The 17,185-nt window shown below is 66.8% G+C and carries 17 protein-coding genes and 1 pseudogene; 16 read left to right on the forward strand and 2 right to left on the reverse strand.

The features are described from left to right. From vgrG1b to LT948_RS21755, 9 genes and pseudogenes are all read left to right on the forward strand, one after another. Positions 1–621: pseudogene (vgrG1b, locus tag LT948_RS21715) on the forward strand (type VI secretion system spike protein VgrG1b); the annotation flags it as partial. Positions 622–648: 27 nt separating this feature from the next. Then, positions 649–1,098: a DUF6484 domain-containing protein gene (locus tag LT948_RS21720; RefSeq protein WP_003136987.1), complete on the forward strand. Its 450-nt coding sequence runs from the start codon at positions 649–651 to the stop codon at positions 1,096–1,098. A gap of 16 nt (positions 1,099–1,114) precedes the next feature. Further along, complete coding sequence (locus LT948_RS21725; RefSeq protein ID WP_003083696.1) at positions 1,115–2,227, forward strand: DUF2169 family type VI secretion system accessory protein; 1,113 nt, start codon at positions 1,115–1,117, stop codon at positions 2,225–2,227. Continuing rightward, on the forward strand, positions 2,224–3,261 hold the full coding sequence (locus LT948_RS21730) for a 3-oxoacyl-ACP synthase (RefSeq protein WP_003161052.1): 1,038 nt from the start codon (positions 2,224–2,226) through the stop codon (positions 3,259–3,261). Before LT948_RS21725 ends, LT948_RS21730 begins: the two co-directional genes overlap by 4 nt. Continuing rightward, positions 3,262–4,209: a DUF4150 domain-containing protein gene (locus tag LT948_RS21735; protein ID WP_003123791.1), complete on the forward strand. Its 948-nt coding sequence runs from the start codon at positions 3,262–3,264 to the stop codon at positions 4,207–4,209. 10 nt (positions 4,210–4,219) lie between these two features. After that, complete coding sequence (locus LT948_RS21740) at positions 4,220–5,134, forward strand: WD40/YVTN/BNR-like repeat-containing protein (protein WP_003110650.1); 915 nt, start codon at positions 4,220–4,222, stop codon at positions 5,132–5,134. Positions 5,135–5,140: 6 nt separating this feature from the next. Then, positions 5,141–6,373, forward strand: a complete 1,233-nt coding sequence (locus tag LT948_RS21745) for a TIGR02270 family protein (protein ID WP_033954851.1) — start codon at positions 5,141–5,143, stop codon at positions 6,371–6,373. A 375-nt stretch (positions 6,374–6,748) separates the two neighbouring features. After that, positions 6,749–7,477, forward strand: a complete 729-nt coding sequence (locus LT948_RS21750; protein ID WP_003083701.1) for a carbonic anhydrase — start codon at positions 6,749–6,751, stop codon at positions 7,475–7,477. A 210-nt stretch (positions 7,478–7,687) separates the two neighbouring features. Further along, entirely contained in the window at positions 7,688–9,259 is a 1,572-nt protein-coding gene (locus tag LT948_RS21755) for a SulP family inorganic anion transporter (RefSeq protein WP_003083703.1), read from the forward strand. On the opposite strand, the gene LT948_RS21760 is transcribed toward LT948_RS21755, so the two are convergent. Beyond that, positions 9,246–9,884: a hypothetical protein gene (locus LT948_RS21760; RefSeq protein WP_003083705.1), complete on the reverse strand. Its 639-nt coding sequence runs from the start codon at positions 9,882–9,884 to the stop codon at positions 9,246–9,248. The two genes, LT948_RS21755 and LT948_RS21760, sit on opposite strands and share 14 nt — an antisense overlap. Before the next feature lie 371 nt (positions 9,885–10,255). Between LT948_RS21760 and coxB the strand changes: the two genes are divergently transcribed. The 4 genes from coxB to LT948_RS21780 are packed head-to-tail and all read left to right on the forward strand — an operon-like array spanning position 10,256 to position 14,445. Beyond that, entirely contained in the window at positions 10,256–11,380 is a 1,125-nt protein-coding gene (gene coxB / locus LT948_RS21765) for a cytochrome c oxidase subunit II (RefSeq protein ID WP_003101203.1), read from the forward strand. A 9-nt stretch (positions 11,381–11,389) separates the two neighbouring features. Next, positions 11,390–12,982, forward strand: coding sequence for a cytochrome c oxidase subunit I (gene ctaD / locus LT948_RS21770; RefSeq protein ID WP_003083723.1), 1,593 nt, complete (start codon positions 11,390–11,392; stop codon positions 12,980–12,982). A gap of 10 nt (positions 12,983–12,992) precedes the next feature. Beyond that, a complete protein-coding gene (locus LT948_RS21775; RefSeq protein WP_003083725.1) occupies positions 12,993–13,547 on the forward strand; it encodes a cytochrome c oxidase assembly protein in 555 nt (184 codons plus the stop codon). A gap of 10 nt (positions 13,548–13,557) precedes the next feature. Further along, positions 13,558–14,445 carry a cytochrome c oxidase subunit 3 gene (locus LT948_RS21780; protein ID WP_003083728.1) on the forward strand — a complete coding sequence of 296 codons (888 nt, stop codon included), beginning with the start codon at positions 13,558–13,560 and terminating at the stop codon, positions 14,443–14,445. A 15-nt stretch (positions 14,446–14,460) separates the two neighbouring features. Here the strand turns inward: LT948_RS21780 and LT948_RS21785 are convergent, their stop codons facing one another. Continuing rightward, on the reverse strand, positions 14,461–14,670 hold the full coding sequence (locus tag LT948_RS21785; RefSeq protein WP_003110653.1) for a twin transmembrane helix small protein: 210 nt from the start codon (positions 14,668–14,670) through the stop codon (positions 14,461–14,463). 15 nt (positions 14,671–14,685) lie between these two features. Between LT948_RS21785 and LT948_RS21790 the strand changes: the two genes are divergently transcribed. From LT948_RS21790 to LT948_RS21800, 3 genes are all read left to right on the forward strand, one after another. After that, positions 14,686–15,480, forward strand: coding sequence for an SURF1 family protein (locus tag LT948_RS21790; protein WP_003128316.1), 795 nt, complete (start codon positions 14,686–14,688; stop codon positions 15,478–15,480). After that, complete coding sequence (locus LT948_RS21795; protein WP_003110655.1) at positions 15,455–16,033, forward strand: hypothetical protein; 579 nt, start codon at positions 15,455–15,457, stop codon at positions 16,031–16,033. The genes LT948_RS21790 and LT948_RS21795 overlap by 26 nt, the downstream gene beginning before the upstream one ends. A 64-nt stretch (positions 16,034–16,097) precedes the next feature. Next, positions 16,098–17,171: a COX15/CtaA family protein gene (locus tag LT948_RS21800; protein WP_003115033.1), complete on the forward strand. Its 1,074-nt coding sequence runs from the start codon at positions 16,098–16,100 to the stop codon at positions 17,169–17,171. The last annotated feature ends 14 nt before the right edge of the window (positions 17,172–17,185 follow it).

Raw genomic sequence — 17,185 nt, forward strand, 5'->3', positions numbered from 1 at the left:
AAGCACGATCGCACCGAGACCGTGGACAACAACGAGACCATCACCATCGGCGTCGACCGCACCGAGAAGGTCGGCAACAACGAGAAGATCAGTATCGGCGCGAACCGCACCGAGGACGTCGGCAGCAACGAGACCATCAGCATCGGCGTTGACCGCACCGAGAAGGTCGGCAGCAACGAGAAGATCAGCATCGGTGCCAATCGCACCGAGGACGTCGGCAACGACGAGACCATCAGCATCGGCGCGAACCGTAGCGAGTCGGTGGGCAACAACGAGACGATCAGCATCGGCGCCGACCGCAGCGAGTCGGTGGGCGCCAACGAGACCATCGACATAGGCGGCAACCAGAGCACCAGCATCGGCAAGAACGAGTCGCGCAGCGTCGGCCAGGGCCGCGATACCTCGGTGGGCAAGGACGATAGCCTGGACGTGGGCAAGAGCTTCACGCTCAACGCCGGCGACTCGATCACCCTGGTCACCGGTGCCGCCAGCATCCGCATGAAGAAGGACGGCAGCATCGTCATCAGCGGCAAGAACATCACCATCGACGGATCCGGGGCGATCAACGTCAAGGCCGACAAGAACGTGGTGGTGAAGGGACGCAAGATCCTCCAGAACTGAAGCGGCGCAGAGCCAGGGAGTCAGCGCATGAGTGTCGAGATCCATCTACCTGGGGCCACGACGGCCCTTCCCGCGCGGCTGGACGGCGTTGTCATCGGCGTCCTCCTCGACGTGCCGGACGCCGCCGCTCCGGTGGTCGCCTATCCCGGTTGCCCGAGCGAGCACGGCCTGGCGGCGGCCACCACCACTCAGCTCAGTCGCGCCGACATCGGCGCCCAGGTAGCGCTGATGTTCGTCGCCGGCGATCCGCGCCAGCCGCTGCTGATCGGCCGCATCCAGCGCCTGCCGCAGGAAGCGCTGGCGCAACTGGACGGCGAGCGCCTGGAGTTCAGTGCCGAACGCGAGATCGTCCTGCGCTGCGGCAAGGCCAGCATCACCCTGACCCGCGCCGGCAAGGTGATCATCCATGGCGCCTACCTCTCCAGCCGCTCCACCGGGGTCAACCGGATCAAGGGCGGTTCGGTGCAGATCAACTGAGCGCGGCGGGCCGGACATGGAACTGTTGAACGCCACCCCGCTGGCCGCCGCCTACAACCAGGGGCTCGACGCCGAAGGCCGGGAGTCGCTGGTGGTGATCGCCAAGGGCAGTTTCGACCTGCCGCTGGACGGTCGCGAGGCGCGCCTGCTGGACGAGCAGCAGGCGCTGCTGATGGTCGATGAATTCTATGGCGAGCCGGGGCTTTCCGCGCCGCGCCGGGAGTGCGAGTTCGTTCCCTTCAAGCCGTTCTGCGATGTGCTGGTGCTGGGCAGCGCCCAGGCGCCCGGCGGGCGGCCGGTACAGCAGTTGACCGCGGGCATCCGCGTCGGCCGGGTGAGCAAGGCGCTGACGGTGCATGGGCCGCGCCAGTGGGAACCGGGATTGCTCGGTGCCGGCGCGGGCGTCGCGCAGCCGTTCCAGCGCCAGGACATTTCCTACGCCAGTGCCTTCGGCGGCAGCCATGCCTCGCCGGACAACCCTGATTTCATGGATTGCTACATGGCCAATCCGGCCGGATGTGGCTGGTTTCCGCGCAGCGCCGACACCGCCGAGATCGTCGGCACGCCGATGCCGGCCACGGAAAAACTCGGCGAGCCGGTGGACAGCCCCCACGGCCGCTTCACGCCGATGGCGCTCGGCCCGCTCGGTCGCCACTGGCAGGCCCGGGTCGGCTTTGCCGGCCGCTACGACGACGCCTGGCTGGCCGAGCGCTTCCCGTTCCTGCCCGCCGATTTCGACGAGCGTTACTTCCAGTCCGCGCCGGCCGACCAGTGGACCGACCATCTGCGCGGCGGCGAGGAGGTCCTGCTGCTCAACCTCACCGGCGAGGAGCGCGCGGCCTTCCGCGTGCCGCGCAGGGAGGTGCCGGTGACCTTCTTCCTGAAAAAGGGTGGCCACGAAACCGCGCAGGCACGGATCGATACCCTGCTGGTGGACTGCGACGCCCGTCGCGTGGAAGTCACCTGGCGCATTCGCCGGCCGTTGAAGCGCAACCTGTTCGAGGTCGCCCAGGTGCTGGTCGGCAGCAAGTCCGCCGCCTGGTGGCGCGCCCGCGAGCTGGGCAAGGACTACTACCCCTCGCTTGCCGCACTGGTACGCAGCCGCCAGGCCGAGGAGGACGAGGCATGAGCCAGGTCCTGAGCATCGTCGCCTCCGGCATGGTCAGCGCGGTCGGCCTCAGCGCGCCGGCCAGCTGCGCGGCGATCCGCTGCGCCCTGGACAACTTCCAGGAGACGCGTTTCATCGACCAGGGCGGCGAATGGTTGGTCGGCGCTCCGGTGATGCTGCCCGAGCCGTCCTCCGGCTACGCGCAATTGGTGGGGATGGCTGCCATGGCCATCGCCGAATGTGTGGCCGGGTTGCCCGCCGAGGACATTCGCGAAATGCCGTTGCTGCTTGGCGTTGCCGAAGTCGACCGGCCCGGACGACTGGCGGGGTTGGAGCAGCCTTTGCTACAGGCCATCGAAGAGCGCCTGGGTTACCGCTTCCATGAACGTTCCTGCGTCATCCCGCGCGGTCGGGTGAGCGCCGCGGTGGCGCTCCTCAACGCGCGCAAGCTCATCGAACAGGGGTGTTCGAAGGTGCTGATCGCCGGAGTCGATTCCTACCTGACCGCGGCGACGCTGGCGGCCTACCAGGAACGCGACCGGCTGCTGGGCAGCCACTGCCAGGATGGCTTCATCCCCGGTGAAGGCGCGGCGGCGGTACTGGTGACGGCCGCGTGCGCCAGCGAGGAACCGCAATTGCTGTGCCTGGGGCTGGGGTTCGGGGTGGAGAAGGCTACCGTCGAAAGCGAGGGCCTGCCGCTGCGGGCGGACGGCCTCACCCAGGCGGTGAAAGCGGCGTTCGCGGACTGCGGGTTCGGTTACGAACTTGTCGACTATCGCCTGGCAGACCTCCCCGGCGAGCAGTATTACTTCAAGGAGGCCGCGCTGGCCTTGAGTCGAACCCTGCGGGTGCGCAAGGAGCGCGTCGAACTCTGGAGCCCTGCGGATTGCATCGGCGAGTGCGGAGCGATGACAGGCCCCGCGCTGCTGTGCATCGCCCTTGCCGCCTCACGCAAGGGGTATGCACACGGCCCGCAGGTACTCTGTCATTCGGGCAACGATGCTGGCGAACGGGCCGCGGTGGTGCTTGGCTACCAGCGAGTGAGGGCGAACTAGATGGCCAACGAGGTCTATGCCAACGGCCGCGAGCTCTCCTGCAAGTCGGCCTCGGGGAAATCGATAGCGTCGTTCCCCGACGTCTGCTTCACGCCGCCTCAGGCACCACCGACGCCGTTGGGCGTGCCGGTCCCCTACCCTAATACCGGCATGTCGAAGGACACCACCCGAGGTAGCCGGACCGTAAGGATCACCCGCAAGGAAGTGATGCTCAAGAACAAGAGCCACTTCAAGAAGAGCTACGGCGACGAGGCTGGGCGTGCGCCGAAGAAAGGCATCATCACCAGTACCAATACCGGCAAGGTCTATTTCACTTCATGGTCGATGGACGTGAAGATCGAAGGCCTGAACGTCGTCCGCCATCTCGACCTGACCACCCACAACCACAACCCCTCTCCCGGCAATACCGCGACCTGGCCGCACACCTCGAAGATGAAGGCGGCCTTCAAGCCGGGCGGCAAGTGTGCCGGCATGGAGCACCTGCGCCTGCAGCCCTACAGCAAGGCGTGCCCTAGCACGGCGGGCGGGGGCGCACAGACCGGCCACCACCTGATTCCTGGTCGCTGTATGCGCGGCAAGGCCGGCTACAGCCACTCCAAGGCCCCGGTGATCTGTGTGTCGCGCGGCAACCAGCACCAGGGCTCGCACAAGCGTTGTCACGCGAAGTTCGATCCGGTCGAACTGGACCACTTCGACAAAGGCAAGCCGTTCAAGTACGAAACCGCGCGCAACACCGCGGCTGCTTCGGCAGGGGGAGCGTTGAGCCCGCCGCGCGAGCTGACGAAAAAAGAAAAGGAGTGCGTCGCCTTCCAGCTCGACCAGTACTACAAGGCCAAGCCCAAGAAGGGGCCGGGCTGCACCACCGCCACGAACCTCCGCGCCTCGGGCGCGGCGGGAAAAGTCATACCACCCGCGCGTTCCGCGCCGGCACCTGCGGGACGTCCATAGGAACTGAACCATGGCAAAGAGCGAGACCGCCCTCTATTTCACCAACGTCATTGCGATCGGGCCTCAAGAGGCGCTGCTCGCCGGGCACCTCTACCTGGAGGGCGCGGAACCCAGCGTGACCCGGGTGATGATGATCGACCAGGACGACTGGTTCCACGTCTACGATATCCCCGAAGTCGTCTACAGCGCCCTGCAGAGGAGTCCGCGGCGCGGGCAGCAGAAAGGTGACTACTGCTTCCTGGGACGCGCCGGCCTGTTGCGTGAACACCCGTCCGGGCAGTCCAGCACGGATGCCACGCTGGACATCGACAACGTCTACCTGATGGATCTCTGCGAGGTGGACGGTGAGCTCTATGCCTGCGGCACCCAGAACCAGGTGCTGCGGCAGAACAAGGGCGTTTGGCAGCGTATCGACCAGGGGCTTTATGTCCCCCTGGGGGACGAGGTTACCGCTTGCCTGAACGGTATAGACGGGTTTTCGCGCGACGATGTGTATGCCGTCGGCGATGCCGGCGCCATCTGGCATTGGGACGGCAAGGGCTGGCAGGCATCGGCGGCGCCCACCAACCTGCCGCTCTACTGCGTGCACTGCGCCGCCGATGGCACTGTCTACATAGGCGGTTCCGGCGGCATCCTGCTACGCGGCAGCGCACAGGTCGGCTGGACCGATATCGGCGACCGCGACCTGTGCTCGGAGGTACTGGAGAATATGGTGGAGTTCGCCGGCAAGCTCTATGTGACCGCGACCGACCAGTTGCTCGAGTACGACGGTACGCGCCTGAGTGAGACCAAGGTGCCAGTGCAGGGTAAGAAGGCTTACTACGCCATCGATGCCAAACCCGAGGTGATGTGGGTGGTGGGCGATGAATGCGTGCTCAGCTACGACGGCGGCACCTGGCAGCGTCATGTCTGCCCGGAGAACTGATCGACGATGAATGTCGCCGCTGTCATCGACCAGCACGTCGAGGAGGCCGGCTTTCTGGCGGGGCTGCGCGACCATGCCGTGCGTGCTCCCCACTACGACCTGGCGCACCTGCTGGATCTCGACAATCGGATTGAGGCGCATCTGGATGCGTTGCAGATAGGTGGACTGAGGAGCCTGGACCTGGTGCTGAAGGCGCTGGACACAAACGCCGAGGGAGAGGTTTTCGTCGCTGCGATACTGGTGTTTCGTGGCACGAACGGTACAGCCCTGGCCCAGTTGTGCGAGCACCTACGGCGTTTTCCCGAGGGCGCGCGATTCTTCGCCGCAGCCCTCGGCTGGCTCGACTGGGGCCAGGCGCGGCCCTGGGTGGAGCGCCTGCTGGCCTCGCCCGAGCCGCTGTTCCGCGCCATTGGCCTGGCCGCCTGCGGCATGCACCGGCATGACCCGGGGCCGGCGCTGCTGTCCGCCCTTGGCCACGCCGACCCGGCGGTGCTGGCGCGCGCCGCGCGCACCGCCGGCGAACTGCGTCGGCGCGACCTGATGGCGAATATCCGCGCCTACCGCGCCCACGACGACCCGAGCCTGCGCTTCTGGGCCAACTGGGCCACCGCGCAGATGGGCGACGAGGAGGCGTTAGGGCCATTGCGTGCGTTCGCCGGGCAGCCCGGCCCGTTCCAGCTGCCGGCGACCATGGTGCTGCTCGCCTGGCAGCCGCGTGACACCAGCATGGCCTGGATTCGCCAACTGATGCAGGCGGCGGACACGCGGCGGATCGGCATCCAGGCCACCGGCCTGTTCGGCGATCCGGTGGCGGTGCCCTGGCTGATCCAGCAGATGCGCGACGAGAGTCTGGCGCGGGTCGCCGGCGAGGCCTTCAGCCTGATCACCGGCGCCGACCTGGCGTTGCTCGACCTGGAGCTGGAGGCCTTGCCCGACTACGACCCAGGCCCCAACGACGATCCCGACGACGACAACGTCGCCCTCGACGACGACGAGAACCTTACCTGGCCGGAGGCGGAGCGAGTCTCCGCCTGGTGGCGTGACAACGGCGCGCGCTTCGTCGCCGGGCGCGCCTACCTGCTCGGCGAACCTCTGGGCGAGGCGCGCTGCCGCCAGGTCCTGCGCAACGGCCAGCAACGCCAGCGAATGGCTGCGGCGTGCCTGCTGGCGCGCTTCGTGCCGAACCTGCCGCTGTTCCCCACCGGTGCGCCGGTGCGCCGCCAACTGGACCTGTTCTGATAGCTGGCTGGCACCGGGCGGCCAGGTCATGGCCGCTGGCGCGGTGCGCCGGGTTTTCCCATTCGACGAATTTCCCTGCACGTAGCCAACCGGTTGACTGAAACCTTTCACCACTTATGCGGGGCGAATGGAAATGCCACTCGTTAGCCATGATAGCCTGTCGACATCCTCTGGAAATATCGTGAAAAAAGCTGGCAACGTGCGAGATAGAGGGATTTTTTAATTTATGGTTAAGCTTCGGGCATTAGCGTTGAGCACCAGAAGTGACCGATCGGTCACGTAGGTCGCTCTGCGTTTGTTGTGCCTTTTTCCTATGGGGAAAGCGTCGGCAGACGTGGGAAAATTCAATCGATCCATTCATCGAGGTTCCGAACCATGCCAGACCGTATGCGGGGCGTTAAGTCCGATTCTCCAGAGCAGGAAAGCGCTGACGACGCATTGAAAAGGATTGTCGATGGATTCCAGCATTTCCGCCGGGAGGTCTTTCCCGAGCAGCAGGCGCTGTTCAAGAAGCTCGCCAACAGCCAACGGCCGCGGGCGATGTTCATCACCTGCGCGGATTCGCGCATCGTTCCCGAGCTGATCACCCAGAGTTCCCCCGGCGACCTGTTCGTCACCCGCAATGTCGGCAACGTGGTGCCGCCCTACGGGCAGATGAACGGCGGCGTCTCCACCGCCATCGAATACGCCGTGCTGGCGCTGGGCGTGCACCACATCATCGTCTGCGGCCACTCCGACTGCGGGGCGATGCGCGCCGTGCTCGACCCGCAGACCCTGGAACGCATGCCGACGGTCAAGGCCTGGCTGCGGCACGCCGAGGTGGCGCGCACGGTGGTGGCGGACAACTGCGACTGCGGCGCCAGCCACGACACCCTCGGGGTGCTTACCGAAGAGAACGTGGTGGCCCAGCTCGATCACCTGCGCACCCACCCCTCGGTGGCCTCGCGCCTGGCCAGTGGGCAACTGTTCATCCACGGCTGGGTGTACGACATCGAGAGTGCGCAGATCCGCGCCTACGACGCCAAACAGGGTCGCTTCCTGCCCCTCGACGGCGAGCATCCGGTGCCGATGGCCACGCCCGCGCCGCGCTACCTGAACTCGTGATAGCGGCGGCCGTGCGGGCCGCCGGATAACAACAGCGTTTTCGCGTCACCTTTCGCCGTTCCTGCCATGGACGACCTCTGGGAAGCCCCGTTCCGGGGCTGAACGGGTCGCTATTACAAGAAAAAACACACTGCGCACACACAACCGGCGCCGGGCCTGGTCCTGGCGTCGCTCCCTCGTCGTGGAAAAAATTCGCAGGAGAACTGTGCCATGCATGTTTCAAAGGTGTTTCCGTCCCTCCGGGACACGTTGCCGCGGGACCTGATGGCCTCCGTGGTGGTGTTCCTCGTCGCCCTGCCGCTGTGCATGGGCATCGCCATCGCCTCCGGGATGCCGCCGGCCAAGGGCCTGCTCACCGGCATCGTCGGTGGCCTGGTGGTCGGCTTCCTGGCCGGCTCGCCGCTACAGGTCAGCGGCCCGGCGGCCGGCCTCGCGGTGCTGGTCTTCGAACTGGTGCGTACCTACGGGGTGGCCATGCTCGGGCCGATCCTGCTGCTCGCCGGCGCCATCCAGCTGCTCGCCGGGCGGCTGCGCCTGGGCTGCTGGTTCCGGGTCACCTCGCCGGCGGTGGTATACGGGATGCTCGCCGGCATCGGCATCCTCATCGTCCTTTCGCAATTGCACGTGATGCTCGACCTGGCGCCCAAGGCGTCCGGCCTCGACAACCTGCTGGCATTCCCCCAGGCGGCGTTCGCCGCGCTCGGTTCGCTGGGCATGGACAGCGGCCTCGACGCGGCGCTGCTCGGGCTGGGCACCATCGCGGTGATGTGGGGCTGGGACAAGCTGCGTCCGCAACGCCTGCGCTTCCTACCCGGCGCGCTGCTCGGCGTGAGCCTGGCGACCCTGGCCAGCCTCTGGCTGGCGCTGGACGTGCGGCGGGTCGAGGTACCGGCCAACCTCGGCGAGGCCATCGACTGGCTACGCCCGGCCGACCTGCTGGCCCTGGCCGATCCCTCCCTGCTGCTGGCGGCGGTGGTGGTGGCCTTCATCGCCAGTGCGGAGACCCTGCTCTCGGCGGCGGCGGTGGATCGCCTGCACGACGGCCCGCGCTCGGACATGGATCGCGAGCTGTCCGCCCAGGGTGTCGGCAACATGCTTTGCGGCCTGCTCGGCGCGCTGCCGATGACCGGGGTGATCGTGCGCAGCTCGGCCAACGTCAACGCCGGTGCGCGAACCCGCGCCTCGGCGATCTTCCACGGCCTCTGGTTGCTCGCCTTCGTCCTCCTGCTCGGCAGCCTGCTGCGGCAGATTCCGGTGGCGAGCCTGGCCGGGGTGCTGGTCTATACCGGGGTCAAGCTGGTCGATTTCAAGGCCCTCGGCAACCTCTCTCGCTACGGCCGGATGCCGATGCTGGTGTACGCGGCCACCGCCCTGGCCATCGTCTTCACCGACCTGCTGACCGGCGTGCTGGTGGGCTTCGCCCTGACCCTGCTGAAGCTGGTGCTGAAGGCGGCGCGGCTGAAGATCGCCCTGCGCTACACCGGCGAGCATGAAGCCGAGCTGCGCCTGAGCGGCGCCGCGACTTTCCTCAAGGTGCCGGCGCTGTCGCGGGTGCTCGACGAGGTCAAGCCGGGGACCACCCTGCACGTACCGATGGATAACCTCAGCTATGTCGACCATGCCTGCATGGAGCTGCTCGAGGACTGGGGGCGGATGGCACCGGTGCAGGGCTCGCGCCTGGTGATCGAACCGCGCGCCTTGAAGCGTCGCCTGGAAGGGCGCCTGCGCGGCAGCGTCGGGTTGGGCGGCGCGCGCAATGGCGGGGCGGTCAGCCCAGGCTGAGTTCCACCCCGAGCTGCTTCGACAGGCACGGCCACTGCTGCCAGGCGGCGACCACCCGCGGGTTCTTCAGGTTCTCGCGGTAGGCGCGGGCCGAGTCGGCGTCGAAGGTGGTGGCGTCGAGCATGTTCTCCACCGCATGGTGGACGGCTTCGTCCAGCCGGTTGGCGAACGGCTCGCCGATCAACTGGTGGGCCACCAGGTTGGCCACGGTGGTGTCCAGCGGGATCAGCGCCTGGCCGAAGTGGGCGATGTAGCGGTCGTTCACTTCTTCCACCAGGCGGTGCGCCAGGTAGGCCTCGTCGAGCAGGGCGTCGAGGCCGTCGTGGCCGGCGAGCAACGCCGGCGGGGTGAGGAAGAACTGCTCGGCGACCTTCAGCACCGGCTTGATCCGTTCCTCGATGCCGGCTTCGCGGGCCACGCTGTTGGCGGCGTCGAGCAGGTCCGGTACCTGTTCGACGTAGGCGTGGACGAAGCGGGTGAGTATGTCTTCCGTGTTCTCGCCTTGCGGCTGGATGGTGCGATGCAGGCGGGGCAGGCGGCTGGCTATCAGATCAGCCAGGTGACCGTGGCGGGCTTCGCTGAGGTGCGCCTGCTGGATGAGTTCACGGAGGGCAGCGGTGTTCATGGGTTCTCCCATACAACGGGGATGGTGAAGAAGAGGAGAAACATAGCCGGCGGCGCGCGCCGGCTAAGACGCGATTGTCATAATCGCTTCGTGGTTATGCGAGGATGATATATCAGGCGGCCACCATTCGCCTGCAAAGCCACGCCGCTCGCGGCTTTTAGAGAAGAATCGGCACTTTCCAGCGACGTTTTTACGCTGCGTTGTTATGTCGCAGCCGCTGTCTATACTCCCACTCGAATGCTGAACCTGATGAACCCGGCCTGCCTTGCTGTGTGCCGAGGTGCGACGGTCAAAGTTCGTTGTCTTGGCGGTCCACCCCTTGGCCGTTGGCGTCTGCCGGCGGGATAAAAACAACGATAAGGGGAACCCGAATGCTGCGACATCCACGAGTCTGGATGGGCTTCCTTTTGCTCTCGGCGATCAGCCAGGCGAATGCCGCCTGGACGGTCAACATGGCCCCGGGCGCTACCGAGGTGAGCCGGTCCGTCTTCGACCTGCACATGACCATCTTCTGGATTTGCGTGGTGATCGGCGTGCTGGTCTTCGGCGCGATGTTCTGGTCGATGATCGTCCACCGCCGCTCCACCGGCCAGCAGCCGGCGCACTTCCACGAGAGCACCACGGTGGAAATCCTCTGGACGGTGGTGCCGTTCGTGATCCTGGTGGTGATGGCGGTGCCCGCCACCCGCACCCTGATCCACATCTACGACACTTCCGAGCCGGAGCTGGACGTGCAGGTCACCGGCTACCAGTGGAAGTGGCAGTACAAGTACCTGGGCCAGGACGTCGAGTACTTCAGCAACCTGGCCACCCCGCAGGACCAGATCCACAACCGGCAGGCGAAGGACGAGCATTACCTGCTGGAGGTGGACGAGCCGCTGGTGCTGCCGGTGGGCACCAAGGTGCGCTTCCTGATCACCTCCAGCGACGTGATCCATTCCTGGTGGGTGCCGGCCTTCGCGGTCAAGCGCGACGCCATCCCCGGCTTCGTCAACGAGGCCTGGACCAAGGTCGACGAGCCCGGCATCTACCGCGGCCAGTGCGCCGAGCTGTGCGGCAAGGACCACGGCTTCATGCCGATCGTGGTCGACGTCAAGCCCAAGGCCGAGTTCGACCAGTGGCTGGCCAAGCGCAAGGAAGAGGCGGCGAAGGTCAAGGAACTGACCAGCAAGGAGTGGACCAAGGAAGAACTGGTCGCGCGCGGCGACAAGGTCTACCACACCATCTGCGCCGCCTGCCACCAGGCCGAAGGCCAGGGCATGCCGCCGATGTTCCCTGCGCTGAAGGGCTCGAAGATCGTCACCGGGCCCAAGGAGCACCACCTGGAAGTGGTCTTCAACGGCGTGCCCGGCACCGCCATGGCGGCCTTCGGCAAGCAGCTCAACGAGGTCGACTTGGCCGCGGTGATCACCTACGAGCGCAACGCCTGGGGCAACGACGATGGCGACATGGTCACCCCGAAAGACGTCGTCGCCTACAAGCAGAAACAACAATAGGAGACCGCCATGAGTGCTGTGATCGATACGCCCGACCACCATGCCGGCGACCACCACCACGGACCGGCCAAGGGCCTGATGCGCTGGGTGCTGACGACCAACCACAAGGACATCGGCACCCTCTACCTGTGGTTCAGCTTCATGATGTTCCTGCTCGGCGGCTCGATGGCCATGGTGATCCGCGCCGAGCTGTTCCAGCCCGGCCTGCAGATCGTCGAGCCGGCGTTCTTCAACCAGATGACCACCATGCACGGCCTGATCATGGTCTTCGGCGCGGTGATGCCGGCCTTCGTCGGCCTGGCCAACTGGATGATCCCGCTGATGATCGGCGCGCCGGACATGGCCCTGCCGCGGATGAACAACTTCAGCTTCTGGCTGCTGCCGGCGGCCTTCGGCCTGCTGGTCAGCACCCTGTTCATGCCCGGCGGCGGCCCCAACTTCGGCTGGACCTTCTACGCGCCGCTGTCGACCACCTTCGCCCCGCACAGCGTGACCTTCTTCATCTTCGCCATCCACCTGGCCGGGATCAGCTCGATCATGGGCGCGATCAACGTGATCGCCACCATCCTCAACCTGCGCGCCCCGGGCATGACCCTGATGAAGATGCCGCTGTTCGTCTGGACCTGGCTGATCACCGCGTTCCTGTTGATCGCGGTGATGCCGGTGCTGGCCGGCGTGGTGACCATGATGCTGATGGACATCCACTTCGGCACCAGCTTCTTCAGCGCCGCCGGCGGCGGCGACCCGGTGCTGTTCCAGCACGTGTTCTGGTTCTTCGGCCACCCCGAGGTGTACATCATGATCCTGCCCGCCTTCGGTGCGGTCAGTGCGATCATCCCGACCTTCGCGCGCAAGCCGCTGTTCGGCTACACCTCGATGGTTTACGCCACCGCCAGCATCGCCTTCCTCTCCTTCGTGGTCTGGGCGCACCACATGTTCGTGGTCGGCATCCCGGTCACCGGCGAGCTGTTCTTCATGTACGCCACCATGCTGATCGCGGTGCCCACCGGGGTGAAGGTGTTCAACTGGGTGACCACCATGTGGGAGGGTTCGCTGACCTTCGAGACGCCGATGCTGTTCGCCGTGGCCTTCGTCATCCTGTTCACCATCGGCGGCTTCTCCGGACTGATGCTGGCGATCGCCCCGGCGGACTTCCAGTACCACGACACCTACTTCGTGGTCGCCCACTTCCACTACGTGCTGGTGCCCGGCGCGATCTTCGGCATCTTCGCCTCGGCTTACTACTGGCTGCCGAAGTGGACCGGCCACATGTACGACGAGACCCTTGGCAAGCTGCACTTCTGGATGAGCTTCATCGGCATGAACCTGGCGTTCTTCCCGATGCACTTCGTCGGCCTCGCCGGCATGCCGCGACGGATCCCCGACTACAACCTGCAGTTCGCCGACTTCAACATGGTTTCGTCGATCGGCGCCTTCATGTTCGGCACCACCCAGCTGCTGTTCCTGTTCATCGTCATCAAGTGCATCCGCGGCGGCAAGCCGGCCCCTGCCAAGCCCTGGGACGGCGCCGAGGGCCTGGAGTGGAGCATCCCTTCGCCGGCGCCCTACCACACCTTCAGCACCCCGCCCGAGGTCAAGTGAGGAGCGCGCCATGAGCGATGCCAAGGTCGATACCCGCCGCCTGGTCGGCCGCCTGCTGCTGGTGACCGTGCTGATGTTCGCCTTCGGCTTCGCCCTGGTGCCGCTCTACGACGTGATGTGCCGCGCCCTGGGGATCAACGGCAAGACCGCCGGCAGCGCCTACAGCGGCGAGCAGCAGGTGGATGTCGGGCGCGAGGTGAAGGTGCAGTTCATGACCTCGAACAATATCGACATGGTCTGGGAGTTCCGCTCCGCCGGCGACCAGTTGGTGGTGCATCCCGGCGCGGTGAACCAGATGGTGTTCTACGCGCGCAACCCGAGCGACAAGCCGATGACCGCGCAGGCCATCCCGAGCATCGCCCCGGCCGAGGCCGCCGCCTACTTCCACAAGACCGAATGCTTCTGTTTCACCCAGCAGGTGCTGCAACCCGGCGAGAGCATCGAGATGCCGGTGCGCTTCATCGTCGACCGCGATCTGCCCAAGGATGTGCGGCACGTGACGCTGGCCTACACCCTCTTCGATATCACTGCGCGGAAGCCGCCCGTACCGGTTGCGGGACGATAAGGAGAACAACATGGCAAGCCACGAACACTATTACGTCCCCGCCCAGAGCAAGTGGCCGATCATCGCCAGCATCGGCCTGCTGGTGACGGTGTTCGGCCTGGGTACCTGGTTCAACGACCTCACCGCCGGCCACAAGGAGTCCCATGGCCCGTGGATCTTCTTCGTCGGCGGGCTGATCATCGCCTACATGCTGTTCGGCTGGTTCGGCAACGTCATCCGCGAGAGCCGCGCCGGACTCTACAGCGCGCAGATGGACCGCTCGTTCCGCTGGGGCATGAGCTGGTTCATCTTCTCCGAGGTGATGTTCTTCGCCGCCTTCTTCGGCGCGCTGTTCTACGTCCGCCACTTCGCCGGTCCCTGGCTCGGCGGCGAGGGTGCCAAGGGCGTGGCGCACATGCTCTGGCCGAACTTCCAGTACAGCTGGCCGCTGCTGCAGACCCCGGACCCGAAGCTGTTCCCGCCGCCGAGCGCGGTGATCGAGCCGTGGAAGCTGCCGCTGATCAACACCATCCTGCTGGTCACCTCCAGCTTCACCGTGACCTTCGCCCACCACGCCCTGAAGAAGAACAAGCGCGGCCCGCTCAAGGCCTGGCTGGCGTTGACCGTGCTGCTGGGGATCGCCTTCCTGATCCTGCAAGCCGAGGAATACGTGCACGCCTACAACGAGCTGGGCCTGACCCTCGGCGCCGGTATCTACGGCTCGACCTTCTTCATGCTCACCGGCTTCCACGGCGCCCACGTGACCCTCGGCGCGCTGATCCTCAGCATCATGCTGATCCGCATCCTGCGCGGTCACTTCGATGCCGAGCACCACTTCGGCTTCGAGGCCGCCAGTTGGTACTGGCACTTCGTCGATGTGGTCTGGATCGGCCTGTTCATCTTCGTCTACGTGATCTGACCGCCACCGGGGGAATCAGAAATGCCAGGGCGCGTGGCTGTTCAGCTCGCCGCTGTAGAAGCCCCAGGCGACCAGCGCCAGGGTCGCCGCGGCGAGCACCACGCGGACGGTCAGCGAATTGACCACGCGGGAACCATGGCCCTGGTCCTTGACCAGGAAGAACAGGCCGCTGAACAGGCTCACCAGGGTAGCCAGCAGTAGCAGGACGATCGCCACTTTCAACATGGTGGGACTCCGGCGATGGGGGGATTCATGCAGTATAGCCAGCGCCTCGGGGAGGCCGGACGCAATGACAGACGCAGCATGCGTGGCGCGTTCCGCCCCGGCCTGCTGCCGACCCTGGTAGTCCTCGGCCTGCTGCCGGTGCTGCTCTGGCTGGGCACCTGGCAGTTGCAGCGGGCCGACGAGAAGCGCGCCCTGCTGGCCAGCTACGAGGCCCGGCGCGGCGCCGAGCCGGTGTCGCCCGGGCAGCTAGAGGGGCTGCGCGACCCGGCGTACGTCCGCGTGCGCCTGCACGGCCGCTTCGACGAGCGGCATACGCTGCTGCTGGATAACCGGCTGCGCAACGGGCAGGCCGGGGTCGAGGTGCTGCAACCCTTCTACGACCAGGCCAGCGGCCTCTGGCTGCTGGTCAACCGCGGCTGGGTCGCCTGGAGCGACCGACGCTCGCCGCCGGCGCTGGAAACCCCCGACCGCGTCCTCCTGCTCGATGCCTGGACCTACCTGCCGCCACCCGGCGGTCTGCACCTGGCCGACGCGCCGGCCGGCGGCTGGCCGCGCCTGGTGACCCAGCTCGACATCCCGGCGCTGTGGCAGGCCTTCGGTCGCGCCGGGCTGCCCTGGGAAATCCGCCTGGAACCGGGCGACGCCAGCTTCGACACCGACTGGCCCCTGGTCTCGATGCCGCCGGAGCGGCACACCGGCTACGCCGTGCAGTGGTTCGCCCTGGCGACGGCCCTGCTCGCCCTCTACCTCTACCTCGGTGTGCGCCGCGCACGGGAGAAAAACCATGAGTCTCGCGATTCCGATGCCTGAACGTCCGCGCCGCGCCCGTGGCCGCCTGCAACTGCTGGCGATCATCGGCCTGGTGGTGGGGCCGATGCTGCTCGCCAGCGCCATGTACAAATGGAATTTCTGGGTGCCGCAGGGGCGCAGCTACAGCGGCGCGCTGATCGGCAACGGCCAGACCCCCGCCGACCTCGGCGTGCAGGGACGCAGCCAGGGCGAGCAGTGGCAACTGCTGGTGACCGCGCCGGGCACTTGCGGCGAGGACTGCCAGCAACTGGTCTACCTGGCCCGCCAGGTCAACATCGCCCTCGGCCGCGAAGCCTCGCGCGCCGGCCACGCCCTGGCCGCCAGCGGCGAGCTGCCGGCGGCCTTCGCCAACCTGGTGAGGCAGGACTACCCGCGCCTGCAGCGCTACGGCCTGGACCCGGCCCTGTACGACAAGGCCGGCGGCGGCGAGCGGCCGCTGCTGTGGGTGGTCGACCCGCACGGCAACCTGGTGCTGCGCTACGACGCCAAGGCTAACGGCAAGAAGCTGCTGAAGGACGTGCAACTGCTGCTCAAGCTCTCGCATATCGGTTGATCGGCGTGGCCGGCGCGGTTCCCGGCCCGATGAGGACAGAACGACAAGAAAAAGGGGCCCGCGAATGTCAGGCGCAACCCGCAAACCCGGTTTCACCGTCGCCGTGCTGGCGACCCTGCTGGCCGCCGTGGTGGTCCTGCTCGGCGCCTATACCCGGCTGACCCACGCCGGCCTCGGCTGTCCGGACTGGCCAGGCTGCTACGGCTTCGTCCACGTGCCGCTGAGCGAGGCGCAACTGGCCCACGCCGAACTGCACTTCCCCGACGCCCCGGTGGAGGCACAGAAGGGCTGGAACGAGATGATCCACCGCTATTTCGCCGGCGCCCTCGGCCTGCTCATCCTTGGCCTGGCGTTGCATGCGCTGGTCCGCCGCGGGCGCGACGGCCAACCGCTGAAGCTGCCGCTGCTGCTGCTCGCGGTGGTGATCGCGCAGGCCGCCTTCGGCATGTGGACGGTGACCCTCAAGCTCTGGCCGCAGGTGGTCACCGCCCATCTGCTCGGCGGCTTCACCACCCTGGCGCTGCTCTTTCTCCTCGCCCTGCGCCTCTCCGGACGCTTCGCGGCGCGGCGCTACCCGGCGGCGACCCGCGGACTGGCGGGGCTGGCCCTGCTCCTGGTGATCGGCCAGATCGCCCTCGGCGGCTGGGTCAGCAGCAACTATGCGGCGGTGGCCTGCATCGACCTGCCCACCTGCCATGGCGAGTGGTGGCCGCGGATGGACTTCGCCAACGGCTTCCACCTGACCCAGCACATCGGCCCCAACTACCTCGGCGGCCAGCTCGACAGCGACGCGCGCACGGCGATCCACATGACCCACCGGATCGGCGCGCTGTGCGTGACCCTGGTCCTCCTGCTGCTCGCCTGGCGCCTGCAGCGCAGCGGCCTGGTCTGGCCGACCGCGCTGATGCTGCTCGGCCTGTCGCTGCAGATCGGCCTGGGCATCAGCAACGTGCTGCTGCACCTGCCGCTGCCGGTGGCGGTGGCGCACAACGGCGGTGGCGCCCTGCTGCTGCTCAGCCTGGTGCTGGTCAACTATCGCCTGCGCGCGCCGGCCAGCGTCCGCGCGCCGGCACCGTCGCCGCAGCGCGTGCGCCGCACGCTGCCGCCGGCGCAAGGTTCGCGGCTGAAGGCCGCCTGACAGACAGAAGGATG

The sequence above is a fragment of the Pseudomonas sp. CP-1 genome (assembly GCF_021213715.1).
GTDB classification, from domain to species: domain Bacteria; phylum Pseudomonadota; class Gammaproteobacteria; order Pseudomonadales; family Pseudomonadaceae; genus Pseudomonas; species Pseudomonas aeruginosa.